Here is a 25,030-nt window from a genome sequence, read left to right as displayed (position 1 = left end):
GTTCCTTTCTCGTCGTTCTCGGCCGGCGCTTAGTTAGCGGCCAGCATGCCCCAGTCGGCACTGGGATTCAGGGTCAGGGTGACGTTGTCGATTAGTCGCGTCGTGCCCAACTTGGCGGCGGCTAGTATAACAACTTCTTCGGTGTCCCCGCGAACCTGTTGGAGGCTGCGGGCATCACAAATATTTACGTAATCGGGTTCAAATCCGGCGTCCTGCAGTGCCAGTTTGGCGTGCTCTTCCAGTTCGCCGTAGCTGTCGTAGCCGCAGGCGATGGCTTCGCGCGTCTGCTGCAGTACGCGGTGCAGCTCTGGAGCTGTGTGGCGCTGCTCATCGTTCAAGTAACCATTGCGCGAGCTCAGTGCCAGGCCGTCTTCGGCGCGGGCGGTGGCAACGCCAATGACATTGATCGGCATGCACAGGTCCTTGACCATTTTGCGGATGACGCTGAGCTGTTGAAAATCTTTCTCGCCGAATACCGCAACGTCGGGCTGAACCATATTGAACAGCTTGTTAACGATGGTCGCCACGCCGGTAAAGTGGCCGGGACGACTGGCGCCGCAGTGATATTCAGAAACTGCGGGAACTGAAACCTTGCTGTGTTGGTCCATGCCTTCGGGGTAGATTTCCTCTACCGCGGGTTGGAACAGCAGCTGCACGCCTTCAGCGAACAATTTTTCTTTGTCGGCGGCCAGGGTGCGAGGGTAGCTGCTCAGGTCTTCGCTGGCGGCAAATTGCAGTGGGTTGATGAAAATACTCACCACCACGACATCGGCCTCGCGCGCGGCGCGACGAACCAGTGAAATATGCCCTTCGTGGAGATTCCCCATAGTGGGAACGAAGGCAACAGTTTTTCCTGCACGGCGTGCGGCGGAAATAGCGGCGCGGAGCGCGGCGGTTGTGCTGTATGTTTTCATACCACCTAACTTCCCAATCTCGATCTTTGTACGGCGTGTACAAAGGCAGTTTGCTGTGAAGTCAGTCCGCTCGTTCCGCGGGCTGGCGACCTGTTCACCGGCGTTCAGTACTCAGTGAGTACATTGGTCACAAACTGACCAGTTCGACGGTGGCGGGCAAGTATGCCCCAACTATTATGGCCGTTCAATGCTTTGGTAACAAAAAAGTCAGAACTTTGTTACCGCAATTTTCGTTTCTCTAGGTAACAATGTTGGCCCGTTTCTTGTCGCTAGTCAAAGCTGTGTTCGGCGGCGGGGAAGCTGCCGTCCAATACGGCGGCGCGGTAGCGGCACAGGGCGTCTTCGATGCTGCTGCTGCCGTCGGCGAAATTGCGGACAAAACGCGCGGTTTTCTCGGTGATGCCCAGCAAGTCGTGAAGTACCAGAACCTGGGCGTCGGTACCGGCGCCAGCGCCGATGCCGATGACGGGAATGCTCAGAGTCTGGCTGATTTCTGTCGCGAGTTGGCGCGGTACACACTCGAGTACCAGCATGGCGGCGCCGGCGGCTTCCAGGGCCTTGGCATCGTTGATGATCTGCTGCGCCTGGTCGGTGTCGCGGCCCTGTACGCGGTAGCCGCCCAGGACATTAACCGATTGTGGGGTGAGGCCCAGGTGGCCACAGGCCGGTATGCCGGCGCGGCTGAGCTGGGTGACGCTGTCGGCCAGCCAGGCACCGCCTTCAAGCTTGACCATGTGCGCGCCGGCGCGCATGAGTGCAGTGGCGTTTTCCAGGCATTGCAGGCTGTTGTGGTAGCTGCCAAAGGGCAGGTCGGCGATGATCAGCGGGGCTGAGCAGCCGCGGGCGACGCTGGCAGTGTGGTAGGCCATGTCCGCAACGCTCACCGGCAGGGTGGAATCTTGTCCCTGTAATACCATGCCGAGAGAGTCGCCAATCAGGATGACTTCGATGCCGGCTTTTTCCACGAGGCGGGCAAAACTGGCGTCGTAGCAGGTGACGACAGCAAATTTTTCGCCGCGCTGTTTCTTTTGCAACAGACTGGGGATGCTGCTCTTGCTCATAGTGGGCCTCGCGGAGACTCAGAAAAAAGAGGGGTTAAAATAATGGCGACCGCTGCGAATTTCCAGTAAATAGTCGAGAAGTTGCTGGTAGTCGCTATCGCTGTGGGCGAAGTCTATCTCTTCCGCATTGACGATCAATAGCGGCGACGCGCTGTAGTCGAGAAAAAATTCGCAGTAGGCCTCGTTGACCTGTTCCAGATAAGCGGTGTCGATGTTGCGCTCGAAGCGCACGCCGCGCTGCTGAATGCGCTCGCGCAGTACTTTGCTGGGTGCCTGCAGGTAGATGACTAAATCGGCGCGGGGTAGGTCGACGCTGAGCTGTTGGTAAACCTTGTGATAGAGCTCTAGCTCGTTGCTGTCCAGGGTGATCTGCGCGAACAGCGGGTCTTTTTGAAAAAGGAAGTCGGCGATGTAGCCGCGCTCGAACAGGTCGCTTTGTTGCAGGTCGTTAAGTTGCTGGGCGCGCTGAAAGAGGAAAAACAGCTGGGCGGAGAGGGCGCCGTGGCGGCGATTATTGTAAAACCGTTCCAGGAATGGGTTTTCCTCGGCCTTCTCTTCCAGTGTCGCATACCCCAGAGAGGCACTCAGTTTGCGCATTAATGTGCTTTTTCCTACGCCGATTGGCCCTTCTATCGCAATGTGGCGGGGGGGCGTAGCGGATTTGAATAGTGGTTCATTCAGCATAGTTGGACAGCTCATCGGCATTGATTAGCCACAGTTCCTCGGTGCCAATCAGCTCGGCGAGGGGGGTGGGCAGGGCGCTGTTGGCTGTGGCCAATGCCGGTGACAAGTCGGCCAGTGGCGCGAGTACAAAGGGGCGCTGGGCCATGCGCGGATGGGGGATTTGCAGGCTGTCGCTGTCAATGCGCTGGTCGCCGAACAGCAGTATATCCAAGTCCAGGGTGCGGGCGCCCCAGCGGACGTCGCGCTGACGGCCGTGTTGCAGCTCGATACGCTGCAGGGCGGTTAGCAGTTCGTCGGCACTGAGTGCGGTGTCTATGGCGGCGGCCGCATTGATGTAGTCGGGTTGCTGGCCGGGGCCAATGGCGCGGCTGCCGTACAGCCTGGAACTGCCGATAAAGCGGCTGCCCGGCAGGCGCTTAAGGGCGTTAAGAGCGCCGTAGATCTGCGCCAGGGGCGATGCCTGGTTGCTGCCCAGGCCAATATAGCTGCGGATCATCCCTTGTTGCGCGGTCCACGCCGTCTGCGTCGAGGGCGACGTGGGCGCTCCTCCTGGGATTCACTGTGCTGTTGCATATTGCTGCGGGTATCCGGTTGGGCTTCGTAGAAGGCCTGCCACCACTGACTGAGTTGCTCGCCAATTTCGCCGGACTGTTCGCGGAGCAGCAGGAAGTCGTAGCCGGCGCGGAAGTAGCGGTGTTCTACCAGTTGTTCGGCACGTTTTCCGGATTGGCGCTCGAAGCGCAGTTGCAGCTCCCAGATGTCGCGCATCGGCAGCGAAAAACGTTTCGGAATAGCCACTCGCTGCTGCTGCTTGTGCAGGCAGCGTTCGGCGGCCTGATGTAGCGCGGGAATCGGTGGCACGCCGTCGGCGAGCTGTTCTTTGTGCAGTTTTTTAACCACCGGCCAGAGCAAGACTGCGTAGAGGAAGGCGGGGGTAACAGGTTTGCCTTCGGCGATGCGGGCGTCGGTGTTGGCCAGGCCTTGGTGTATGAGTTCGACGGTTTCTGGGCACTCCTCGTCGAGCAGGCGTTGGGTGGCCGGGAATAGCGGGGCAAAGAGGCCGTAGCGCTGCATCAGCGCGTAGGTTTGCAGGGCGCGGCCGCCCATAAACAGTTTTAGCACCTCGTCGAACATTCGCGCGGCGGCAATATCTTCCAGTAGTGGCGCGAGTTGGCGCAGCGGCGCTTCGGTGTGGGCTTCTATGTCAAAGTCCAGCTTGGCGGCAAAACGCACGACCCGCAGCATGCGCACGGGGTCTTCGCGATAGCGGGTTTCCGGGTCGCCAATCACACGGATCAGGCGGCGGTTGAGGTCGTCGATGCCGCCAACGAAATCGTAAATGGCGAAGTCGCGACTGGAATAGTAGAGGGCGTTAATGCTGAGATCGCGACGGGCAGCGTCTTCGTCAATACTTCCATAGACATTGTCGCGCAGCAGCATACCGGACTCATTGCGTGCGGACTGCTTGCCTTTGGGGTTGCTGTGTACGGGCGCGGCATCGTGGTTGCCACGGAAGGTGGTGACCTCAATTACTTCTCGGCCAAAGCGCACATGGACTATGCGAAAGCGGCGGCCGATGATGCGGCTGTTGCGAAACAGACCGCGAATTTGTTCGGGGGTCGCATCGGTGGCGACATCGAAGTCCTTGGGCTCCCCGCCAAGCAGTATGTCGCGCACGCCTCCGCCCACCAGGTAGGCCTCGTGGCCGGCCTGGTTAAGGCGCTGAATGACCTTCAGTGCGCCGTCGCTGATGAGCCTGCGTGATACGCAATGGTCGTCGCGGGGGATGATTGTCGGGCGGTGTGGACTGCTATTGGAGCGACTCAGTTTGCCGGCGAGTTTTTTCCAAAGTCCTGAAACAGTAGTGGTGCTCATTGATCTCGATATCAGCCTGAAATGGCAAAGGCGGCATTCTAGCACAAGCGGAGTGCTTGGCGCGCCGTCGGGGGAATGGGGGATTTTGTCGGGTCCAAAAATGAAGAAGGGGAAAACAATGTCTTCCCCACCCAGGTCTCTTTACTACGTCTATTATTTTTATTTTGCCGCGTTTTATTATTTTTATTGTGTTTATTATTGTTCTTTGTCAAATAACAAAGCATTCCTTGTGCCAACTTTGGTTTTTCCTTATTTATCAGTTGTTTACTTATATCCTTTGCTGGCGTGAAAACGGGATTTTTGCGTCTTTGTTACCTTAGTAAACGGAAGTTGTTACGCGCGCGGCTCTTGGGTAACGGGCGTTAGCCGCCGGAGCGGGCGGTTTTTTTGCGTGGAATCCCCAGGCGCTGACGGCGTTCCCACAGGCATTTTCGGCTGACGCCGAGTTTTTGTGCGAGTTCGGTCTCACTCATGCTGTCCTGGTGTTCCAGCACAAAGCGCTGGAAGTAGTCTTCCAGTGACAGGTCTTCAGTGGGATCTGAGCTGCGCACCCGGCTGGGGCGTGCGTCTTTGCGTTCGCTGATGTTGGGGTTGCGGCTGCGCTCGGGTTTGCGGCCGCGGATCTGGCTGATGTCTACCAGTTCGAGGTCGATATCTAGCAGTTCGTTGTCGATCTCGCTGCCTTCACAGAGGATCACCGCGCGCTCAATGGCGTTTTCCAATTCGCGAATATTGCCGGGCCAGACGTAGGTGGTGATCGCTTGAATGGCCTTGGGGCTCAGTTTCAGTCGCTCGCGACCCAGTGCTTCACAGCGGCGCTGCAGCAGGGTTTCGGCAATCTCCAGTATGTCTTTACCGCGCTCGCGCAGCGGCGGCAGCTCCAGCTTCATGACGTTGATGCGGTAGTAGAGGTCTTCCCGGAAGCGGCCGTTGTGGGCCATGTCCTTGAGGTCGCGATGGGTGGCGCAGATCAGTCGCACGTCGACCTTGCTGGATTCCACGGCGCCGATGCGGCGAATTTCGTCTTCTTGAATAAAGCGCAGCAGCCGCGCCTGGGCCTCAAGCGGCAATTCGCCGATTTCGTCGAGAAACAAAGTGCCGCCATCGGCCGCTTCGATCAGGCCGATGCGGTTGGTATTGGCGCCGGTAAATGCGCCTTTTTCGTAGCCGAAAAGCTCGGACTCAATCAGCGTTTCCGGGATGGCGGCGCAGTTGACGCAGATAATGGCTTTGTTGGCGCGCTTGCTCTGGCTGTGGATGGCGCGGGCGACCAGCTCTTTGCCGGTACCGGTTTCGCCGTGTACCAAGACCGTGGTGTCGGTGGGGGAGACGCGGCGAATGTGCTCGTACAGCTGCTGCATCGGCTTGCAGCTGCCAATCATGCCGTTTGCGCGCGCCTGCTGTTGGCGCTGGCGGGTGTTGCCGGGCGCGCTGGCGCTGTCGTCATCGCTGATAATGCGGGCGACCGTGTCGAGCATTTCGTCGTGATCAAAGGGCTTGGCGATGTAGTCGATCGCCCCTTTTTTCATCGAGTCGACGGCGGACTTGAGGCTGGCGTAGCTGGTCATAATCAGCACGGGGCGCTCGGTTTTGTTGATGAGCTCGGTGCCGGGGGCGCCGGGCAGGCGCAGGTCGCTGATAAGCAGTTGGTAACTGTCGAGGTCGAAGTTGTTGACGGCCTCTTGTACCGACGCGGCTTCATCTACCTGATAGTCGTTGCGTTCTAGCAGACGACGCAGCGCGAGGCGAATAACATCTTCGTCTTCAACGATCAGGATTCGGGGCATAGAGGGCTCCATCGCTATTCGGGCTTGCCATATTTAGCCCACCAACATAACGCGTCCAGCGCGATAATTCCACATTCTCCGGGGCCTTAGGGCGGGCAGTCATTGCTGAGATGGCAGGCGAGCGGCAGGTGAATGTGGAAGCAGGTGCCCGGCTGAGTGCCATTGTTATGGGGGCTTTCTACGCTGATGTCGCCCCCCAAGTCGTCGATAATGCGGTATACCAGTGCCAGGCCGAGGCCGGTCCCTTTACCGGGGTCCTTGGTGGTGAAGAAGGGTTCAAATATCTGTTCAATGAGCTGCGGTTCGATGCCGCTGCCGCTGTCACAGATGCGGATATGCGCTTGATTTTTCTCCCCAATGGTATTGGCGTCGATATGCACTGCGGAGTCGGCTGGGCTGGCGTCGCGGGCATTGGTCAGCAGGTTGATAAAGACCTGAACGAGTCGCTGTTGGTCGCCAGCGACCTCTAGCTCGGGGGGGCAGTCGTTAAGGAAGCGCACTTGCTCGGCCTCCTTGTCCAGCTGCAGCAACTGCACGGCGTCGTCAACACAGCGGCGGATGGAGACGGCTTCCTTGGCGCGAGTGGGGTGTTCGCGGCCATTGTGGGCAAAATTGACCAGGCTTTGCACGATACTGCTGATGCGTTGGGTTTGCTTGACGATTTGGTCGGCGCTTTCCAACAGTAGCGGGTCGTCGGTTTCGTAGCGCAGGTTTTGCGCCAGGCTGGCGATGCCGGTGACGGGGTTGCCGATCTCGTGGGCGACCCCGGCGGCCAGGCGGCCGATGGAGGCAAGGCGTTCCTGGTGGCCGAGTTCTTTCTCCAGCAGCTGGGTGTCGGTGATGTCCTCGATAACAATAATCAGCTCGTCGCGGCCCGGTAGCTGCGAGTCGGTTTTATGGAGGTTGAGCCAGCGCGGCTGGCCATCGACTTCGATGCCGGTTTTATTCCAATGCTGATCTTCGCTATGGCTGAAATCGGTGAGCAGTTTATGCCATGCGGGCGGCAGGCCGCTGAGGCTGGAGCCGGTGATGTCGCCGCTTTGCACGCCGGTAATGCTGGCCATGCTTTTGTTCCACAGCAGGATTTCGTGATCTGACGCCAGGGCGCAGACCCCGGTGGGCAGGTCTTCCAGGGTCTGTCGGTGGTAGCGGCGCAGGGCGTCGAGGTCGGCGGCCAGGCCGGTGAGGTGGGCCTGGTAGTGTTCCAGTCGATCCTCGATATAGTTTATGTCTTCGCCCTCGCCCATTAGGTTGTTGGCATAGGGGAGGCTGCGGTCGATCACCCGGCGGGCGATAGAGGGGCCGAGCAGCGAAGAGAGATTGACTTCAATGCGGTCGCGAATGCGGCGCAGAGCATAGGGACGGCTCTCGTCGTCGTTGAGCCGGAGTTCTTCGAGAGCGCGGCCAAACTCCTTGTGGGCGACGGCGCTGCCAAGGGATTCGGTCAGGCGGTCACGCATTTCTTTGGCGCTTTTCAGTGCCAGTGCCTGGCGGCCCGGCCGGTTGAGGTCGTCGATGGCGCAGGCCTCGGCGGCGCTGCGTTCCTCCTTGGACGTGGTGCTGAGCAGTGAGGCCAGAATCATCACCAGGGTGTTGATGCCCACGGCCAGTGTGGCAATGGCCATCCAGTTTTGTGTTTGGTTGCCGGTGACGCCGGGCAGGGTAAGGATAAAACCCGGGGTGTCAAAGCCGATGGCGGGTGCCAATAGACCCAGTAGCCAGAGGGTGAAGCCGGCGAATAGTCCGGCGATGAAACCCTGGCGGTTTGCTCTGGGCCAATACATTACCGCGAGCAGCCCGGGTAGAAATTGGGCGCAGCCCGCTACGGAAATTGCCGCCAAGGTGCTGAGCATTTGCCGGTCGGGAAGGACGGTGTAGAGCAGGTAGCCGAGTAAGATGGTGGTGAAAATAAGGACTTGTCGAGTCCACAGTAGCCAGCTGTAGATATCTGTTGGGCGGCGTTGCGGGCGGTGCAGGGGCAGGACAATGTGATTGAGGTTCATCGATGCGATGGCCAGTGTGGCGACGATGATGGCGCCGCTGGCGGCGGAAATGCCGCCGATATACACCAGCAGCGATAGCAGTGGACTGTCCAGCGCCGACAGCACGTGCAGCGCGGCGTAATCGCCGCTTGGCTGCCCGTTGCCCAGTGCGCTGCTGGCCCACAGTAACGGCAGTACCGGTAGGCTCAGTAACAATAAATACAGCGGCAAGCCCCAGCCGGCGAGATACAGTTTTTTGCCGCTGGGGTTTTCGGCAAACAGCATGTGGAAAACATGGGGCATGCACAGTGAGGCGGCGAAAAACAGTACCAGCATCATTCGTGCATTGTCGCTGTTGTCGGACTGCTGCAATTGTTCTAACAGGGCGGGCTGGCTGGTCAGCCAGTGTTGCATGTCGGCGAACCCGCCAAAGACGCCATAGACAGCGGCGGCGCCCAGACAGAGGAAGGCCACTAGCTTGACCAGGGACTCAAATGCCAGGGCGGCGACGAGACCGCGGTGGCTGTCTCGTGAGGAAAGGCTGCGCGAGCCAAATAAAATGGTGAATAGGCTGATAATCAGGCAAAAAATCAGTGCTGACAGTTGCCGAAAGCCGCTGCCACTGGTGTCGTCGGCAGCCTGAGTGAGCAGCATGGTGGCGTCGGAGACGGTCTGGATTTGCATTGCCAGTAGCGGCCACATGGCGAAGCTGCAAAACACGGTGGTGAGTGAGCCGACCCACTGACTGCGAAAGCGAAAACTGAGCAGGTCTGCCAGGGAGTTGAGTTGGTAGGTTTTGCAGATATGGTGCAGCGGACTAATGATAATCGGCAGTAAGAACAGTGCCGCCGAGATGCCGAGATAATAATTGAGATAACCGAGGCCGTAGGCCTGTGCCATGCCGGTGACGCCGTAGTAGGCGAAGGCGCTGGCATAGACCCCCAGAGACAACACATAGACCAGAGGGTGGTCGACCAGCGCTGCCGGCAGCAGCTGGCGCTCGCTGGCATAGGCGATGGCGAACAGCGTAATGAGATAGGCCAGGGCGGCGATAACGAGGATGTTGATATCAAATGTCATGGCGGCTGTGCTTGAGATTGACCAGGAAGACAAAGCCGATGACCGCCAGCCAGAGAAGGTGAAGGCGGTACCAAGAGCTGCCGCCACTGTATAGCCAGTGGTTGAGGGTGGGGGTGAACACCACCATAAAGCACAGTAGTAGTAAAAGCGGAGCTTGTATACGCATGAGCTGGCGTCGCTGAACAGAGAAGATGCTGCGGATTATTACTGCCGCGCCGTCAAACTGCAAAGGCTGTTCAGTTGACTGCGATGGCGTGACGCGGAATGGCTGAGACCTGCCAGTGCGCTGCCGCCCAGCGCAGCAAGCTGTCTAGGTCACTGGTGGTGGGCGGCGTGGCTTGGTTTAAGTAGCGCAGTACGCGGCGAATATTGTCTTCGGCGCAGCTGTCGTCGAGGGCGGGCGCATAGCTGCGTTTACTCAGTTTGTCGCCGCTGCTGTCGGTGAGCAGCGGCAGGTGCAGGTAGTTGGGGCGGGGGTAGCCCAGGGAGTCCTGCAGCTGCAATTGCCAGGCGGTGGAATCGAGCAGGTCGCTGCCGCGAACGATGTCGCTGACCTCGCTGTCGGCGTCGTCGACGACCACCGCCAGTTGATAGGCAAACAAGCCGTCTCGTCGGCGCAGTACAACATCGCCGCCGCTGCTGGGTGTCTGCTGTTGATGGCCGAGCAGGCGGTCGCGGAAGCAGTAGGGCTGGTTACTGGCGCGCAGGCGCACGGCGGCATCGCCTTTTTGTAACGGCGCGACGCAGTGATCGCGGTGCAGGCCGCCGTGTTCGGCTAGTTGCGCGCGCGAGCAGCTGCAGTAAAACGCCTGTTGTTGGTCCAGCAACTGCTCTAGTGCCTGCTGGTAGGCGCCCAGGCGCTGGCTCTGCCAGACAATATCGCCGTCCCAGAGCAGGCGGTGGGCTCGCAGGGACTGAATGATGCGGTGATCGGCGCCCACTTGTTCGCGCGGCGGGTCTAGATTTTCTATGCGCAGCAGCCAGCGGCCGCCGTTGGAGCGGGCGTCGAGATAGCTCGCCAGTGCGCTGCACAGCGAGCCGAGGTGTAGGGGGCCGGTCGGCGAGGGTGCAAAGCGGCCGATATAGGGTGCCAGTGTTGCGGGCATGGTAAGCCGCTATTCATGGGCGGCGGTCGCCGCCCGCTGATTAACCGCGCTCCTGGCGCTCTTTGATTTCGTCCAGGGTTTTGCAGTCGATGCACAGGGTTGCCGTCGGGCGGGCTTCCAAGCGCTTTATGCCAATTTCTACACCACAGGTATCGCAGAAGCCGTAGTCGTCTTCGTCGATCAGGTCGAGGGTGGCGTCAATTTTCTTGATCAGCTTGCGCTCGCGGTCGCGAGTGCGCAGTTCCAGGCTGAACTCTTCTTCCTGAGTGGCGCGGTCTGCGGGATCTGGGAAATTGGCGGCCTCGTCCTTCATGTGGGTAACCGTGCGGTCAACCTCTTCCATTAACTCTGACTTCCAGCTGTAGAGAATTTTGCGGAAGTGGTCCTTTTGCGCCTCGTTCATATATTCCTCTCCTTTCTTGGGAGAGTAGGGAACGAACGTTTTTAGGCTTTCTTGTGCTGTGTCCTTTGCAGGCATGCTTGGCCCTCTTCTTTAACAAGCCGTTAACCGCAGACTGCGGATGTGCGCGCGACGCTGTGCCGCCAAACCGGCAAAACTACCAGATAAGTGTAGTTGGCGCTACAGAAAAACGCGCGCGGCTCACTTTAGCGCTGCCAGTGAAGGCTGCGGCGCTGCTACACTAGGCGCGCTCGACAAACAGATGGGGAATTTTTGTGGCAAAACGCATTGCTGATCGTCTCGCGGATATCGAGCCGTTTCGCGTAGTGGAAGTACTGACCCGCGCCAAACAGCTTGAACAACAGGGGCGGGATATTGTTCATATGGCCGCCGGCGAGCCCGATTTTACCACCGCCGAGCCGATTGTGCGGGCAGCCCAACAGGCGCTGTCGCGGGGGGAGACGCAATACAGTCCGGCTGCAGGTATTCCGCAGCTGCGTCAGGCTTTGTCGGAGTATTATCGCAGTGACTACGGCCTGGAGATTGCCCCCGAACGCATTATGATCACCCCGGGTGCCAGCGGTGCGCTGATGCTGCTCGCCGGATTGCTGGTGAACCCCGGCGAGGGCATGTTGATGACGGACCCGGGTTATCCCTGCAATCGTCATTTTTTGCGTCTGGTGGAGGGGCAGGGGCAGCTGGTGCCCGTGGGACCGGAGCAGCGCTATCAGCTCGACGCCGAGCTGGCGGCGCAGCACTGGCGGGAGAATACCTGTGGGGTGATGGTGGCCTCGCCGGCCAACCCCAGTGGTGAAATTCTCAGTGCGCAACAGCTGAGCGCCCTGCATCAGTTGTGTGAGCAGCGCGGCGGCCATTTGATCGTTGATGAAATCTACCACGGCCTGAGTTTTGGTGAAGCGGCGCCCAGTGTGTTGTCGATCACCGATGAGGCCTTTGTGATTAACAGCTTCTCAAAATATTTTGGCATGACCGGCTGGCGACTCGGCTGGCTGGTGGCGCCGGAGTGGGCGGTGCCGCATTTAGAGAAACTGGCGCAGAATCTGTTTATCTCCATGTCGACGATGGCGCAGTACGGCGCCCTGGCGGCATTTACTCCCGAGTGCCGGCAGATACTGGATGCGCGCCGCGACGAATTTGCCCGCCGCCGCGATTTTTTGTATCCGGCGCTGTGTGACTTGGGTTTTGATATTCCCCACTGCCCTGCCGGGGCGTTTTATCTGTATGCCGGTATCGAGAAGTTCTCCGACAATAGCCAGCAATTCTGCCTGGAATTATTGGAAAAGCACGGCATTGCCATTACTCCCGGTGCGGATTTTGGTCAGTACGCCGCCGATCGACATGTGCGCTTTGCCTACACCACGAGTATGGCGCAGCTCGAAAAGGCGGTGGCGCGGCTGCGCAAGTTGTATGCTTAGTGTTGGTCTGCGTTGCGTGGCATACAGGGGGCGAGTTTGGCAGATAAGCGGGGTTTGAGGCTCAGCGATTTTAGCGCGGCGCTAAAGCAGTTTCGGCCGCGGCGGCGCTGGTGGCGACGCTGGGTGAAGCGCTCGGCGGTGGCGCTGGTGTTGCGCGAACACGACCGGCGCCTGGAAGTGCTGATGATTAAGCGCGCGGATCGCGAGGGTGATCCCTGGTCTGGGCATATGGCGTTTCCCGGCGGGCGCATGGACCCCGATGATGTCACTGGTATTCGCACGGCCCAGCGGGAGACGCTGGAAGAGCTGAATGTGGATCTGATTAAGGCCGGCCACTGTATTGGTCGGCTGTCGGACTTGGTGAGTCGGCCGCACTCCGGGCGGCGGCCGATGGTGGTGTCGCCCTATGTGTTTCGCCTGCACACACCGGTTAGTATTCACCCCAATCACGAAGTTGCGGAAGCGGTTTGGGTGCCGCTCGATTTCCTCGCCGATCGCGGCAATCGCGAGCGCATGGAATGGCGGCGCGGCAAGCTGGCGCTGAACTTGCCCTGTTATTTTTACGGCAAGCGCCGCATCTGGGGGATGTCGCTGGCCATGCTGGATGAATTACTCGGCCTCGCGCCGCTCCCGCTCAAGCTGCCATAGAAACATTTTGGTGTCGTTGAGCAACTGGCGAGATTGCGCCTGCGGCCGCGCCGCCTCGGCGAGGGTGGCATCGTCGATGTTGCCGCTTAGCCAATCGATAAACAGCGGCAGGATCACCGGGGTTTTTTTCGGGTCGAGATACTGCCAGCGGGTAGCGCTGAGTATGTTGCCTGATACCCGTCCACTCTTTACTGGTAGCCAGTTCACCCCGCAGCTGGACAGGTAATAGTCGCCTTTGCGGCCGAAGCTGATATTGGGTTTAAAGGGATTAAAAGCATCGTCGGGTGGTTGTTCGATGCGCTGCAGTGCCATGACCCACTGGCTGCCAACAGGGAACTCATCGATGTTGGGACGGCAAAGCGCGCCGCTGTCGGCCCACAGCCGGATACGCGTGTTGTGCTCCTTGCCGGCGAACGTTTGCACAAGATTCAGGTCGGCGCTATTGCCTTTGCGAGCAGTAATTTCAACCTGAGCAAGGAGGTCGGCGTTGCCGTGAACCTCGCTGAAGGCCCCCTGCCAGAGGCAGTCGCAGGCTAGCAGTGTCGGGCTGAACAGAACGGCCAACAGAATGCCTAAACGCGGAATCATGATGATAGGGTCTCGCAGTGTGTTAACAGGGTAGAGCATAAGCGGAATTTGAAAAATAAAAAACGCGCAGCGGTTGCCCGGCTGCGCGTTTACGTATTGCGTTGTGGAGTGTTTAGATGTCGATGTTCAGGCCGAAGTAAATGCCGTCCACGGTGACATTGGCTTCATCGTCGTCGTCTTCCAGTGAGACATCGAAGCTGCGGTAGCCGACTTCCAGCGATACGATAGCGACCTCGTAGCCGAGGCCAACGGTCATGTCAGTCACACTGTTGTCGCCAACGCTGATCACGTTGCCGATGGCTTGTGCATAGAGGCCGGTCAGCGGCAGGTTGAAGCGGGCGTTGCCGTAAAGCATGGGGACGGGCGCATCGAGGTCGACGCTACCTTCGCCGCTGGTGCCTTTGATGGAGGCTTCGCCGTCAAACATTCTGATGGTCAGACCCACATCGAGGTTTACCCAGTTGTCGAGGATTTCGTAGTAAAGGGTGGCGTCGGTGTGGCCCAGGTCGGTGGTGGAGTCGACATCTTCTGTGGCGACATAGACCTTGCCGTCATAGGTGAATGAACGCTCCAGCGTACTGCGCTCGGAAATTTCAATATCGGTGCGCTGCAGGCGAATATTGGGCAACACCGGAATGGGGTGTTCCAGGGCGACATAAAAGCTGTTGCCGTTATCGTCGTCGTAGCCGAGATCGTCGTTCAGATCAATTTCGTCGCCACCGGATTTGATATCGCCTTCCCAGTTCTGTTTCCACTGATAGACGCCGGCGCTGGCGCCGACAACATCGGCCTGGGCGCTGACGGCCGTTGCGGCGAGAACGGCGATAGCCAGGATGTTCTTGTTCATAATGCTTTTCCCCTGTTTTGATCGTTATAGTGTTGTGAACAATAGTGCTTCCCGCTGGCAGCGTAAAGGCTAGCGGTTCAATAATATTGCGGCCTCTTTGGCAAAGTAAGTGAGAATGCCATCGGCGCCGGCGCGCTTGAATGACAGCAGTGATTCCACAATGACGGCCTCGCGATTTAGCCAGCCCTTGTCGAAGGCGGCGCAGTGCATGGCGTACTCGCCGCTCACCTGGTAGGCATAGGTCGGCACCGCCAGTTGGTCTTTTACTCGCCGCACAATATCCAGATAGGGCATGCCGGGTTTGACCATGATCATGTCGGCGCCCTCGGCCAGATCCAGTGCGCATTCGTGCAGGGCTTCATCGCTGTTGCCGGGATCCATTTGGTAGCTGTACTTATTGCCGCTGCCGAGATTGCCGGCCGAGCCGACCGCGTCGCGGAACGGTCCGTAGTAGCTGGAGGCGTATTTGGCGGCGTAGCTGAGGATGCAGGTGTTGACGTGGCCGGCGCTTTCCAGTGCTTGGCGCACCGCGCCAATGCGGCCGTCCATCATGTCGGAGGGGGCGACAACGTCGGCGCCCGCCTGTGCCTGTGCCAGTGCCTGCTTGCACAGCACCTCGGTGGTGACGTCGTTGAGCACATAGCCGTGTTGGTCGATGATGCCGTCCTGACCGTGTGTGGTGTAGGGGTCGAGCGCGACATCGGTGATGATGCCGAGTTCGGGAGCGGCGTCTTTAACCGCTTTAATGGCGCGCTGGGCGAGGCCGTCGGGGTTGTAGGCCTCTTCGGCATGCAGCGATTTGCCGCCGTCACCGACAACCGGGAACAGGGCGATGGCGGGGATGCCCAGTCGCACGAGCTGCTTGGCCTCGGCGGCGAGCAGGTCAATACTCAGTCGCTCGACACCGGGCATCGACGCCACGGTCTCGCGCTTTTGCTGGCCCTCGTGGACAAACATCGGGTAGATCAAGTCGTCGACGCTCAGGCGGTTTTCCCGCGTCAGGCGACGGCTGAAGTCGGCGGCGCGCAGCCGCCGCATACGGGTGGCGGGAAAGGCGCCGCGGCTCAAGTTAATGGTCATCGTATGCTTGTCCTTGGTTGAGCTGGCTAGCGCAGCGTGGCAAATACGCGCTCGGCGACGTCGAGGGTTTCGTCGATATCGGCCTCGCTGTGGGCGGCCGACAAAAAGCCCGCTTCGTAAGAGGCGGGGGCGAGGTAGACGCCGCCGTCGAGCATGCCGTGGAAAAAGCGATTAAAGCGTTCGGTGTCGCAGGCCATGACCTGCTGGTAATTGCTGATACGGTCTTCGTCGGTGAAAAACACGCCGAACATGGTGCCGACATGATTGCTGCTCAGCGCGATGCCGGCGGCGTCTGCGCGCTGGTGCAGGCCATCGATCAATTGCTGGGTGCGGGCGAAGGGGGCATCGTAAAAGCCGGGCGCGGCAATGGCGTCGAGCATGGCCAGGCCCGCGGCCATGGCGGCGGGGTTGCCGGACAGGGTGCCGGCTTGATACACCGGGCCGCTGGGCGCCAGTTGTTCCATCACCTCGCGGCGACCGCCAAAGGCGGCCACGGGCATGCCGCCGCCAATGACTTTGCCCAGGCAGGTAATGTCGGCGGTTACGCCGTAATAGCCCTGTGCACCCTGCAGGCCGAGGCGGAAGCCGGTCATCACCTCGTCGATAATCAGCAGGCTTTGGTAGTTGTCGCAGCAGCTGCGCAGGCACTCCAGGAAGCCGGGCAGCGGCGGCACGCAGTTCATATTGCCGGCGACGGGCTCGACAATGACGCAGGCCACCTGATCGCCAAATTCTTCAAAGGCGCGCTGTACGCCGTCGATATCGTTGTAGCTCAGCGTCACGGTGTGCTCGGCGAGGGCAGCCGGCACGCCGGGTGAGCTGGGTACGCCAAAGGTGAGCGCGCCGGAGCCGGCTTTAATGAGCAGCGAGTCGGAGTGGCCGTGGTAGCAGCCCTCAAATTTAATAATCTTGTCGCGGCCGGTGGCGCCGCGCGCCAGGCGGATGGCGCTCATGGTGGCCTCGGTGCCGGAATTGACCATGCGCACCATATCCATACCCGGCACGATGTCGCACAGGCGCTCGGCCAACTGGGTTTCAATTTCGGTGGGGGCGCCGAAGCTCAGGCCTTTCTGGATCTGCTTGGTGACCGCGTGAATGACCGCCGGGTTGGCATGGCCGAGCAGCATCGGGCCCCAGGACAGCACGTAGTCAATATAGCGTTTGCCGTCGACATCAAAAATATAGGGGCCTTCGGCGCGGTCGATAAAGCGGGGCGTGCCGCCCACAGCTTTGAAGGCGCGAACCGGGCTGTTGACCCCGCCGGGGATGTGTTGGCGGGCCTGTTGGAAGAGCTGATCTGAGCGACTCATGGTGTGTGGGCTGTCCTCGAGGTGTCGGCGGTGTTGTGCCGGGCATTATCCCGGCTTGCGCCGGCCTTGCCTAGTTGTCGTGTGTTTAAAAGGGCTTGAGTACCACTAGCAATACAATGGCGAACAGGGCGATGACCGGTGCTTCGTTGAACCAGCGAAAGAACACATGGCTGCGCTGATTGCGGTCGTCGGCAAAGCGTTTCACCAGTCGGCCGCAGTATAGATGGTAGGCGACCAAGGCGCCGACAAACACTAATTTCAGCCACATCCAACCGGCCTGCAAGTAGTAGTCGGGGTGTTGGGCGATCATGGCGAGGCCAAACACAATGGTGAACAGTGCGAAGGGGCTGACAAAGCGGTACAGCTTGCCGGCCATAACGGCCAGTTGGGCGCGGGTGGCGCGGTCTTCGCTCATGGCGTGATAGACAAATATGCGCGGCAGGTAAAAGATGCCGGCGAACCAGCAAATAACGGCGATAATATGGAAAGCTTTAAGCCAGAGCATAGCTAGAACCTGATCGGTAAATTGTAGTGGTCTGAAAGCGCTTCGCGGGTAATGATGCCCTCGTCCAGCGGGCCTTGGCGCTGGAAGGGGTTGCGAACAAACAGGCTGTCTAAACCCTCTTGATTCATGGTTTCAAGGGCTTCCATCAAGGTGCCGTTGATGTCGAACGCGGCAGCGCGACGGCGATTTTCCAGGGTGGCGAGGAGATCGACGGTCTCGTCTGCCGGCAGTGTAAGCTCGCTGACAAAGGGGAACCAGTGCTCGCGGTGGACAATAATGCGCTGGCCTTCGGCATTGGTGATGACTAGCCAGCGCACCGGTGTTTCCAGCAGTTTTTCCTGCTCGGCGGCGCCGAGATGCTGGGCGACATGGCGGAGGTTTCTGTCCATCAGTGCGGCGGCGCTGGTGCGCAGCAGCGCCAGTGTTAGCGGGTTGGCGCGCACCGCTTGCTGGGTGGCCTGCAGTGTTGTCTGGTGGGCAGATTGCAGACCAAACAGCTCCTTGTGCACCAGCTGCGCTGCGGTGACCGCCAGCATGGCCGGGAAGATGATGCTTTGATTGTGGGTCAGCTCGATCAGCGCCAGCAGCGCCGCCAAGGGGGCGTTGAGGACGGCGCCCATCACCGCCGCCATGCCAATCAGCACATAGAAGCTGTGTTCGGCGGCGAGACTGGGTACCCACTGGGCGCCAAGGCCGCCGAGGGCGCCGCCGGCAAAGGCGCCGACCAGCAAGCTGGGGCCAATAATGCCTATCGGCATGCCCAGTCCACAGGATACTGCGGTGGCGAACAGCTTTAAGGCCATCAGAGTCAGCAGAAACCACAGGCTGTATTGGCCCTCGATGGTGGCTTGCAGGCTGTCGTAGCCGATGCCCAGGACCTCCGGAGCGATCAGCGCGCACAGTCCGGTCAGCAGTCCGGCCAGTGCGAGGCGCAGTAAAATGGGCTGGTTAATCAGTGCCAGACAGCGTTTCTGAATCAGCACAAACAGCCCGGAAAGTGCGCCGCAAATGGCGCCGAGAAAGGCGATAAATGGCAGTTCGAGCAGGGAGTTCATGGCGATCTGGCTCGATGGCAGAAACACCACGTCGCCAAAAACGGCCTGCGACATCGTGGTGGCGGTGACGGCGGCAAGAATCACCGGGACAAAACCGGCGACGGTATATTCCATCATCACCACCTCCATCGCGAAGATGACGCCGGCGATGGGGGTGTTGAACGAGGCGGCGATGGCGGCCGCGGTGCCGCAGGCGGTCATCACCCGCAGGCTGTTGTTGGGCAGCCGAAGCCGCGAGCCGGCCAGGCTGCTGGCCGCCGCGCCGATATGCACCGCTGGTCCCTCTCTGCCGCCGGACTGGCCGCTGAGCAGGGCCAGTAGGCCGCCAAAAAACTGCACGACCATGTTCTTGAAGGGCAGGCGGCCGCGGCCATTGTGCAGGGCGGCAATGACATGGGGAATGCCGGTGAAGCGGTCGGCCGGCTGAATAAAGCTCAGGGCGAGGCCCAGTAGCAGTGCGCCGCCCACCGGCAGTAGAAAATGCCAGTGGCGTTCAAGGGACTCAAAGTTTTCCGAACTTCCTTGCGGTAACCACTGGGCCAGTGGCCATTCCAGTGCCAGCCGGAAGGCGATCATCAGTACGGCGGTAATGGCGCCCGAGGCGAGTCCGAGGATCGCGTAGGGGAGTGCGGCCTCCGGATTGGCAAGCCGGCGCCGAAAATGACTAATGCCGCTGAAGTTCATGCTGGAATGCTTGGTATGTAAGAGCGGAAACCATACCGGCTTCGCGTGTCTCCGGCAAATCAAGTATTATATATGGTCTTGTATTGGCCGGCCTATGGGCCGGTATATTGGTGATTTCTTATATTTACCGCGCAGCGGGCAGGGGTTGGATAGTGTTAAAGGTAGGGATTGTAGGAGGGACGGGCTATACCGGCGCGGAGTTGCTGCGTTTGATAGCTGCTCATCCCGGTGCTGAAGTGGCAATGATTACCTCGCGCGCCGAAGATGGTGTGGCAGTCGATCAGTTATTCCCCAGTCTGCGCGGTGTCTGTGATCTGAAGTTTACCGTGCCCGATGTCGCAGCGTTGGCGACCTGCGATGTGGTGTTTTTCGCAACGCCACACAATGTGGCGATGCAGCTGGTGCCGGAGTTGTTGGCGGCGGGTACCCGGGTGATTGATTTGTCGGCGGATTTCCGTATTCGCGATGCGGCGCTGTGGTCGAAGTGGTACAACGAGGAGCACGCCTGTGCTGGCTTGCTGGATGAGGCGGTATACGGCTTGCCGGAAGTCAATCGCGAGGCGATTGCGTCGGCGCGACTGATTGCCTGTCCGGGCTGCTATCCAACTGCGGTTGAACTGGGTTTTTTGCCGTTGTTGGAGCAGAAGTTGGTTGACGATCAGCGGCTGATCGCCAGTGCGGCCTCCGGGGTTAGCGGCGCGGGCCGTCAGGCCAAGGTAGACACTCTGTTTGCAGAATTGGATGGCAGTTTTAAGGCCTACGGCGTGGCTGGGCATCGCCATTTGCCGGAAATCGAACAGGAGTTGTCGGTCGCCGCAGGCAGGCCGGTGCAGCTGACTTTTACGCCGCATTTGCTGCCGCAGGTGCGCGGTATTCACGCGACCTTGTATTCGGAGTTGCTGGATTCTGCGGTTGGCCTGGATGAGCTGCAGTTTATATTTGAAAAGCGCTATGCGGACGCGCCCTTTGTTGACGTTATGCCGTTGGGCAGTATGCCGCAGACCCGCACCGTGCGCGGCGTCAATACCTGTCGTATCGCCCTTCACCGACCACAGAATCGCAATACCGTAGTGGTGTTGTCGGTGATTGATAATTTGGTGAAAGGTGCGTCGGGTCAGGCCGTTCAGAACATGAATCTGATGTTCGGGCTGGATGAGCGCAGCGGCCTGGATGGTATCGCGCTATTGCCGTAGTGCGAGGGTGTAATTCTTGACTGTTTTGGTCGGATAAGGGGATAATTGCGGTCTGCCCAGTGGGCGAAGCAGTGAGGTGAAGTATGTCAGCAGTTGAGGAATTTACGCCGTCGGTCTTGCAATTGACCGAGCGGGCCGTTGCCAAGGTGAGAGCCCTGATGGACGATGAGGCCAACGAGGACCTCAAACTTCGGGTGTTTGTTACCGGTGGTGGCTGTTCGGGGTTCCAGTACGGCTTCACCTTTGATGAGCTGGCTGAGGAGGATGACACGCTGATTGAGAAAGATGGTGTTGTTGTCTTGGTTGACCCGCTGAGCTACCAGTATATTGAAGGCGCCCAGTTGGATTACACGGAGGGCCTTGAAGGCTCGCGCTTTGTTGTTAGTAACCCCAATGCCAGTACGACCTGCGGCTGCGGCTCTTCTTTCTCGATCTAACCTTCGGGCGCTGGGTTTCTCCGGCGCCGTTCTCTCTTTTTACCTTGCGCGTTATAAGTCGTCGGCCATATGCGACGGGTTGCTTATTTTCCGCGCCTTGCCCTGTCTTAAGAAATATCGCCATTCTGGCCCCTGCTTAATCTAGATCAACAGGCGTGTCGCTGGGCTTCGTTCTAATAGCGTCCGGTTTATGTTGATGAGAAGGGCGATGAAATGAACAAAGTGAAGACATGTGTGCCCGCGGTATTCGCGGGCCTGCTATTGCCGGTGGCGGCCAATAGTTTGGAGGCGGGGGCGTGGTTGTTGCGAGCCGGGCTTAGCCATGTTGATCCGCGTGAAAATAGCGGTCCGGTTGAGCTTAATGGCAGTGCGTTGAGCCTGGCGGGTGGCCGTTCGTCTGTGGGGTTGGATGGCGATACACAGCTGGGATTTACTATTGCGTATATGTTGGATGCGCGGTGGGGGATTGAGCTGTTGGCGGCGACACCTTTTAGGCATCGCGTGTCTGGTGGCGGTGAGTTGGAGGGCTTGGACATTGCTGATTTCAGGCAGTTGCCACCGACACTGAGTGCGGTCTATCACTTGGCACCGCGGGGCGCTGTTCAGCCCTATGTGGGCATTGGGCTGAACTATACGGCGATGTTCGACGAGGAGCTTACTTCAGAGGGTGACGCAGCGCTCAGTGATTTGGGTCTGACCGGGGGCGAGATTAAACTTAATAATGCCTTTGGGCTGTCGGCCCAGCTCGGCGCAGACTATCAATTAACTGGTCGCTGGGCTGCAAATGCTTCACTGCGCTGGATCTATTTGCGCAGCGAGGCAGAAATTCGCTTCGACGGTGGCGAGCGGATGACGGTCGATGTTGATGTCGACCCGTGGGTATACAGTATCGGTTTGGCCTACCGCTTTTAGTTAAGCGGGATAAATGCCGCCTAAGATGCGCGGGCCGCGGGCGCCGGTAACTGCGGCGACGTTGCCGGGCCGGTGATCAAGTGTCTGCTGTGCCAGCCAGGCAAAGGCCGCGGCTTCCACCCAGTCGGGGGCAATTCCCAGGCGGCTGCTGCTACTGACGAGGCTGTCAGGCAGTAGGGCTTCAATTCGGCTAACCAGCTGGCGGTTGGCGGCGCCACCGCCGCATAGAAACACTTCGGCGCTGTCTAATGACGCCTCAGTGATCGCCTCGCAAAGACTGCGGGCGGTCAGCTCGAGCAGGCTTGCCTGGATGTGTTGTGGTGCGAGATCGGAAAATTGCCTGAGCAAGTGGTCGATGCTCGCCAGGGAAAAATGTTCGCGCCCAGTGCTTTTGGGAGGGAGCTGCCGGTAATAGGGGTCGGCGAGCAGGAGGGCGACTAAGTCTGGATTGGCTTTGCCACTTGCGGCCCAGTTGCCGTTGCGGTCGTAGCGCAGTTTGCGGCAGCGCTGAATCCAGCTATCCATTAATACATTGCCTGGGCCGGTGTCGAAACCGCTAACGCTGCCATCGCCGCACAGTATGCTGATGTTCGCCATGCCGCCTATGTTGGCGACCACGCGATCACGGCCCGGCGCGGCAAAGGCGGCTGAGTGGAAGGCGGGGACCAGGGGAGCTCCTTGGCCGCCCGCGGCGATGTCGCGGCGGCGAAAGTCCGCTACGGTGGTAATGCCGGTTAATTCGGCGATGGTGTTTGGGTCGCCTATTTGCAGGGTAAAGCTGTCCGCGGCACTGCGCTGCCCGTCGTGTGGTCGGTGGCGGATGGTTTGCCCGTGGCTGCCGATAGCGGTGATGTGCTCGGCCTTGAGGCCCTGTTTTTGCAGGAAGTCATTCACCGCCCCGGCGAGGGTGGCGGCAAGTTGCCGGTCGGCGCGCCCCAGGCGCTCTATTTCCTGGTCGCCGTCAAGGCACAGTGCCATTAAGTCGTTGCGCAGGTCGCCGGGGAAGGCGTAGTCGGCGGCGGCGAGCAGTTTTATCTCGGGCTCAGTGGCCAGCAGCGCCACATCGATGGCGTCCAGGCTGGTGCCGCACATCAGGCCTATATACAGGGGGTGACTCACTAGCCTTCGCTACTGCTGTTGCTGTAGTTGCGTTGGGCGGCATAGGTGCGCAGCTGCAATTGCAGGCCGCTAATCTGGTTGTGGAATTCGGGCATGTCGTCTCGGCTAACTCGCGTTGGCGGGGGGAGTTTGTCGACGATGGTGGCGGGGTTGCGGTGCACGCCGTTCATCAGGAATTCGTAATGCAGGTGCGGGCCGGTGGCGTAGCCGGTGGAGCCTACCCAGCCGATGGTTTCGCGCTGGCGAACGCGCTCGCCACGCGACACGGCGCGTTTGTGCAGGTGTAGATATTTGGTGACGTAGGCCTCGCCGTGCTTGATAAACACGTAGTTGCCATTGCCTCGCGAGTAGCCGGCTTCCAGTACGCGGCCGTCGCCGGCAGCATAGACCGGGGTGCCCCTGGGGGCGGCGTAGTCGACGCCGCGGTGCGGGCGCACGGTTTTAAATACCGGGTGTAGTCGCTTGGGGTCAAAACGCGAGCTGATCCGGGTGAAGTCGAGGGGCGCGCGCAGGAAGGCTTTTCGCATGCTCTCGCCGCTTTCTGAAAAATAGTCGATCTCGCCTTCTTTATTTACATAGCGATACGCTTGAAAGGAGTCGCCGCGATTGAAGTACTGGGCGGCGAGAATCTGGCCGCTACCTAGGTGCTCTCCGCCGAGGTATAGTTCTTCGTAGATCACAATAAAAAAGTCGTTTTTGCGAACGTCGTAAACGAAGTCCAATACGCCACCGAAAATATTGGCCAGCTCCATAATAATACTTTGGCTGACCCCGGCATCCTGCGCCGCTTTATATAATGAGCTGGTAATGGTGGCACTGGCAACGCGCTGCCTGACTTCCGGGGTTTTGCTCACCTCGGTAGTGGTAAAGCCATTGACGCCGCGTTCGTAAATCAGGCTGCTCAGCTTGTCAATTTGCAGGCTCATGGCCTTGAGCTTGCCCTCGTCGTTAATTTGGAAGCCGAGTTTTTGTCCGGGGCGGATCTTGTTGAGAGCCTTGGTCTTTTTCGCGCTGCTGACCAGCTCGTGTAAGTCCTGTGGGCTGAGTTTGGCGCGGCCGAAAATGCTCGATAGCGAGTCGCCGGACTGGACTTCAACTTCCAGCCACTCTTGTTCGGGCTCGATCAGTGGTGCCGGTTCGGCACTTTGCTCAATGGCGCTTAGCGGTGTCAGTTCAAGGTTAAGCGGGATAGCGGTGCGTTTGGCTTCCGCATTTTCGCCGGGTAGCATCAGCAGCGATACACCCAGTGCAATCAGGGTCGAGGCGGCGATAGCGAGGTGTCGCCGCGGAAAGCGTGGGCTTTCCCGGAAGTCTGCGTGGCGTTTGGGTTGGCGGTCAAACATCGTGAGTCCGGGTAGTTATGTGTGGCGAATTTTTGATCATTATAACAAAGGGGAATTGCGGCTGAAGCCGTATTTACCGAAAGTTAAGGTAGATTCTAGCCTTTGCGCATGGCGCTGTCAGCCGTGCTGCGTTTCATTTTTGCAGGGCTTGTTGTATCTTGCTCGGCCCCGGGCAGTCCCTGCCGTTCGCGCCGATGCAGTTTCCGTGTGTCGGTATGACAGACAAAAGTTAATTAAGGTTCTTTAAACATGACAAGGCTCAATAACGGGTTACTGGCCGACTTGGAGGCGCGCGGCTTGGTGGCGCAGATGACAGGTGAAAATGGTCTGGCGGAGTATCTCTCTGAAGCTCCGCGCACCCTCTATTGTGGCTTTGACCCCACTGCCGATAGCCTGCATATCGGCCATTTGGTACCGCTGTTGGCGCTAAAGCGCTTTCAGGATGCGGGGCATAAGCCGATAGCCTTGGTCGGTGGAGCCACCGGCTTGATTGGTGATCCGAGCTTTAAGGCGCAGGAGCGCCAGCTCAATACGCCGGATGTGGTGGCGACCTGGGTTGACCGGTTGAAGTCGCAGATTTCCCGTTTTGTCAGCTTTGATTGTGGTGATAACGCCGCCGAGATGGCCAATAACCTCGATTGGTTTGGGCCGATGACCGCCTTGGAGTTTTTGCGCGATATTGGCAAGCACTTCTCAGTGAACAGTATGATCGCCAAGGAGTCGGTCAAACAGCGTATAGATAGAGAGGGCTCGGGTATCTCCTTTACTGAGTTTAGTTACTCTTTATTGCAGGCCTTGGATTTTGCCGAATTGCATCAGCGCCACGGCTGCAGCCTGCAATTGGGTGGCTCGGATCAGTGGGGGAACATCACCGCCGGTATTGATTTGACACGGCGCATGCACAGCGCTTCGGTGCACGGCATGACGATGCCGCTGGTTACCAAGGCGGATGGCACCAAGTTCGGTAAGACCGAGTCCGGTACG

General features: G+C 59.2%; 24 protein-coding genes. 6 read left to right on the top strand and 18 right to left on the bottom strand.

Annotated features, from left to right (window positions below):
- Positions 1-29: 29 nt before the first annotated feature.
- From panC to dksA, 10 genes are all read right to left on the bottom strand, one after another.
- A complete protein-coding gene (gene panC, locus ABYM29_RS01055) occupies positions 30-914 on the bottom strand; it encodes a pantoate--beta-alanine ligase (RefSeq protein ID WP_372861017.1) in 885 nt (294 codons plus the stop codon).
- A 269-nt stretch (positions 915-1,183) separates the two neighbouring features.
- Positions 1,184-1,975: a 3-methyl-2-oxobutanoate hydroxymethyltransferase gene (gene panB, locus ABYM29_RS01050; protein WP_372861014.1), complete on the bottom strand. Its 792-nt coding sequence runs from the start codon at positions 1,973-1,975 to the stop codon at positions 1,184-1,186.
- Between the two features lie 18 nt (positions 1,976-1,993).
- Positions 1,994-2,674, bottom strand: a complete 681-nt coding sequence (locus ABYM29_RS01045; protein ID WP_372861012.1) for a deoxynucleoside kinase — start codon at positions 2,672-2,674, stop codon at positions 1,994-1,996.
- A complete protein-coding gene (folK, locus tag ABYM29_RS01040) occupies positions 2,649-3,155 on the bottom strand; it encodes a 2-amino-4-hydroxy-6-hydroxymethyldihydropteridine diphosphokinase (protein WP_372861009.1) in 507 nt (168 codons plus the stop codon). The genes ABYM29_RS01045 and folK overlap by 26 nt, the downstream gene beginning before the upstream one ends.
- Complete coding sequence (pcnB, locus tag ABYM29_RS01035) at positions 3,152-4,534, bottom strand: polynucleotide adenylyltransferase PcnB (RefSeq protein ID WP_372861007.1); 1,383 nt, start codon at positions 4,532-4,534, stop codon at positions 3,152-3,154. Before pcnB ends, folK begins: the two co-directional genes overlap by 4 nt.
- A 362-nt stretch (positions 4,535-4,896) precedes the next feature.
- On the bottom strand, positions 4,897-6,321 hold the full coding sequence (locus ABYM29_RS01030) for a sigma-54-dependent transcriptional regulator (RefSeq protein WP_372861005.1): 1,425 nt from the start codon (positions 6,319-6,321) through the stop codon (positions 4,897-4,899).
- 86 nt (positions 6,322-6,407) lie between these two features.
- Positions 6,408-9,383 carry an ATP-binding protein gene (locus tag ABYM29_RS01025; protein WP_372861003.1) on the bottom strand — a complete coding sequence of 992 codons (2,976 nt, stop codon included), beginning with the start codon at positions 9,381-9,383 and terminating at the stop codon, positions 6,408-6,410.
- A complete protein-coding gene (locus tag ABYM29_RS01020; RefSeq protein ID WP_372861000.1) occupies positions 9,373-9,549 on the bottom strand; it encodes a hypothetical protein in 177 nt (58 codons plus the stop codon). Before ABYM29_RS01020 ends, ABYM29_RS01025 begins: the two co-directional genes overlap by 11 nt.
- A gap of 70 nt (positions 9,550-9,619) precedes the next feature.
- The gene (gluQRS, locus tag ABYM29_RS01015; RefSeq protein ID WP_372860998.1) at positions 9,620-10,489 is read right to left on the bottom strand and encodes a tRNA glutamyl-Q(34) synthetase GluQRS; all 870 of its coding nucleotides are present in this window, start codon (positions 10,487-10,489) and stop codon (positions 9,620-9,622) included.
- Between the two features lie 40 nt (positions 10,490-10,529).
- The gene (gene dksA, locus ABYM29_RS01010; protein ID WP_372860995.1) at positions 10,530-10,967 is read right to left on the bottom strand and encodes an RNA polymerase-binding protein DksA; all 438 of its coding nucleotides are present in this window, start codon (positions 10,965-10,967) and stop codon (positions 10,530-10,532) included.
- A gap of 197 nt (positions 10,968-11,164) precedes the next feature.
- Between dksA and ABYM29_RS01005 the strand changes: the two genes are divergently transcribed.
- Together ABYM29_RS01005 and ABYM29_RS01000 are read left to right on the top strand one after the other, a co-directional pair.
- A complete protein-coding gene (locus tag ABYM29_RS01005) occupies positions 11,165-12,325 on the top strand; it encodes a pyridoxal phosphate-dependent aminotransferase (protein ID WP_372860992.1) in 1,161 nt (386 codons plus the stop codon).
- Between the two features lie 36 nt (positions 12,326-12,361).
- Positions 12,362-12,973 (top strand): CoA pyrophosphatase, encoded by a 612-nt coding sequence (locus ABYM29_RS01000; protein ID WP_372860990.1) that lies wholly within the window; start codon positions 12,362-12,364, stop codon positions 12,971-12,973.
- Here the strand turns inward: ABYM29_RS01000 and ABYM29_RS00995 are convergent.
- The 6 genes from ABYM29_RS00995 to ABYM29_RS00970 all read right to left on the bottom strand — a co-directional run bounded on the left by ABYM29_RS00995 (position 12,935) and on the right by ABYM29_RS00970 (position 19,042).
- Positions 12,935-13,561 carry a hypothetical protein gene (locus ABYM29_RS00995; protein ID WP_372860989.1) on the bottom strand — a complete coding sequence of 209 codons (627 nt, stop codon included), beginning with the start codon at positions 13,559-13,561 and terminating at the stop codon, positions 12,935-12,937. The two genes, ABYM29_RS01000 and ABYM29_RS00995, sit on opposite strands and share 39 nt — an antisense overlap.
- A gap of 112 nt (positions 13,562-13,673) precedes the next feature.
- The gene (locus tag ABYM29_RS00990; protein WP_372860987.1) at positions 13,674-14,408 is read right to left on the bottom strand and encodes a TIGR04219 family outer membrane beta-barrel protein; all 735 of its coding nucleotides are present in this window, start codon (positions 14,406-14,408) and stop codon (positions 13,674-13,676) included.
- A 69-nt stretch (positions 14,409-14,477) separates the two neighbouring features.
- The gene (gene hemB, locus ABYM29_RS00985) at positions 14,478-15,488 is read right to left on the bottom strand and encodes a porphobilinogen synthase (protein WP_372860984.1); all 1,011 of its coding nucleotides are present in this window, start codon (positions 15,486-15,488) and stop codon (positions 14,478-14,480) included.
- 26 nt (positions 15,489-15,514) lie between these two features.
- Positions 15,515-16,798 carry a glutamate-1-semialdehyde 2,1-aminomutase gene (gene hemL / locus ABYM29_RS00980; RefSeq protein ID WP_372860982.1) on the bottom strand — a complete coding sequence of 428 codons (1,284 nt, stop codon included), beginning with the start codon at positions 16,796-16,798 and terminating at the stop codon, positions 15,515-15,517.
- 85 nt (positions 16,799-16,883) lie between these two features.
- A complete protein-coding gene (gene hemJ / locus ABYM29_RS00975) occupies positions 16,884-17,303 on the bottom strand; it encodes a protoporphyrinogen oxidase HemJ (protein WP_372860979.1) in 420 nt (139 codons plus the stop codon).
- 2 nt (positions 17,304-17,305) lie between these two features.
- The gene (locus tag ABYM29_RS00970) at positions 17,306-19,042 is read right to left on the bottom strand and encodes a chloride channel protein (RefSeq protein WP_372860977.1); all 1,737 of its coding nucleotides are present in this window, start codon (positions 19,040-19,042) and stop codon (positions 17,306-17,308) included.
- Between the two features lie 152 nt (positions 19,043-19,194).
- On the opposite strand from ABYM29_RS00970, the gene argC reads away from it, so the two are divergent.
- From argC to ABYM29_RS00955, 3 genes are all read left to right on the top strand, one after another.
- Entirely contained in the window at positions 19,195-20,235 is a 1,041-nt protein-coding gene (gene argC / locus ABYM29_RS00965) for an N-acetyl-gamma-glutamyl-phosphate reductase (protein WP_372860975.1), read from the top strand.
- An 83-nt stretch (positions 20,236-20,318) separates the two neighbouring features.
- A complete protein-coding gene (gene erpA, locus ABYM29_RS00960; RefSeq protein ID WP_372860972.1) occupies positions 20,319-20,672 on the top strand; it encodes an iron-sulfur cluster insertion protein ErpA in 354 nt (117 codons plus the stop codon).
- A gap of 213 nt (positions 20,673-20,885) precedes the next feature.
- Positions 20,886-21,584 (top strand): OmpW family protein, encoded by a 699-nt coding sequence (locus ABYM29_RS00955; protein ID WP_372860970.1) that lies wholly within the window; start codon positions 20,886-20,888, stop codon positions 21,582-21,584.
- Here ABYM29_RS00955 and ABYM29_RS00950 read toward each other — a convergent pair whose 3' ends face one another.
- A complete protein-coding gene (locus ABYM29_RS00950) occupies positions 21,585-22,703 on the bottom strand; it encodes an anhydro-N-acetylmuramic acid kinase (protein WP_372860967.1) in 1,119 nt (372 codons plus the stop codon).
- Complete coding sequence (locus ABYM29_RS00945; RefSeq protein WP_372860966.1) at positions 22,703-24,046, bottom strand: OapA family protein; 1,344 nt, start codon at positions 24,044-24,046, stop codon at positions 22,703-22,705. The genes ABYM29_RS00950 and ABYM29_RS00945 overlap by 1 nt, the downstream gene beginning before the upstream one ends.
- Positions 24,047-24,295: 249 nt before the next feature.
- Between ABYM29_RS00945 and tyrS the strand changes: the two genes are divergently transcribed.
- A partial coding sequence (gene tyrS, locus ABYM29_RS00940) for a tyrosine--tRNA ligase (protein ID WP_372860964.1) occupies positions 24,296-25,030 on the top strand: 735 nt, incomplete at its 3' end.

Source organism: Spongiibacter sp., assembly GCF_041602295.1.
GTDB lineage: Bacteria > Pseudomonadota > Gammaproteobacteria > Pseudomonadales > Spongiibacteraceae > Spongiibacter.
This window is presented reverse-complemented; position numbering and strand designations above follow the sequence as displayed.